A 472-nucleotide genomic window follows, 5' to 3' on the forward strand; every position below is an offset into this window, starting at 1 on the left:
GTATTTTGATAGTTATTCTAAATTTATAAAATGGTGGAGGATGACGGGATCGAACCGCCGACCCTCTGCTTGTAAGGCAGATGCTCTCCCAGCTGAGCTAATCCTCCGTATAATGGTGACCCCTACGGGATTCGAACCCGTGTTACCGCCGTGAAAGGGCGGTGTCTTAACCGCTTGACCAAGGGGCCATATATTTAAAAAGGTAAGCTTCCAAGCGGGCTCGAACCGCTGACCTCTTCCTTACCATGGAAGTGCTCTACCTGCTGAGCTATGGAAGCATGAAAACTACCTGCTCAAAAATCTTCAAAAAAAATGGCTCCGCAGGCAGGATTCGAACCTGCGACCGTTCGGTTAACAGCCGAATGCTCTACCACTGAGCTACTGCGGAATGGTTAGAATAAATTCTAAACGCCTGGCGACGTCCTACTCTCACAGGGGGAGAGCCCCCAACTACCATCGGCGCTGAGAAGCT

General features: G+C 50.2%; 4 tRNA genes. All 4 read right to left on the reverse strand.

Annotated features, from left to right (window positions below):
- Positions 1-31: 31 nt before the first annotated feature.
- The 4 genes from BGM26_RS14630 to BGM26_RS14645 all read right to left on the reverse strand — a co-directional run bounded on the left by BGM26_RS14630 (position 32) and on the right by BGM26_RS14645 (position 388).
- A tRNA-Val gene (locus BGM26_RS14630) sits at positions 32-107 on the reverse strand.
- A gap of 6 nt (positions 108-113) precedes the next feature.
- A tRNA-Glu gene (locus BGM26_RS14635) sits at positions 114-188 on the reverse strand.
- Between the two features lie 17 nt (positions 189-205).
- Positions 206-278, reverse strand: a tRNA-Thr gene (locus BGM26_RS14640).
- Positions 279-313: 35 nt separating this feature from the next.
- Positions 314-388, reverse strand: a tRNA-Asn gene (locus BGM26_RS14645).
- Positions 389-472 lie beyond the last annotated feature (84 nt).

Origin of the sequence: Bacillus sp. FJAT-29790 (assembly GCF_019039215.1) — a bacterium.
Taxonomy (GTDB): Bacteria; Bacillota; Bacilli; order Bacillales; family Cytobacillaceae; genus Cytobacillus.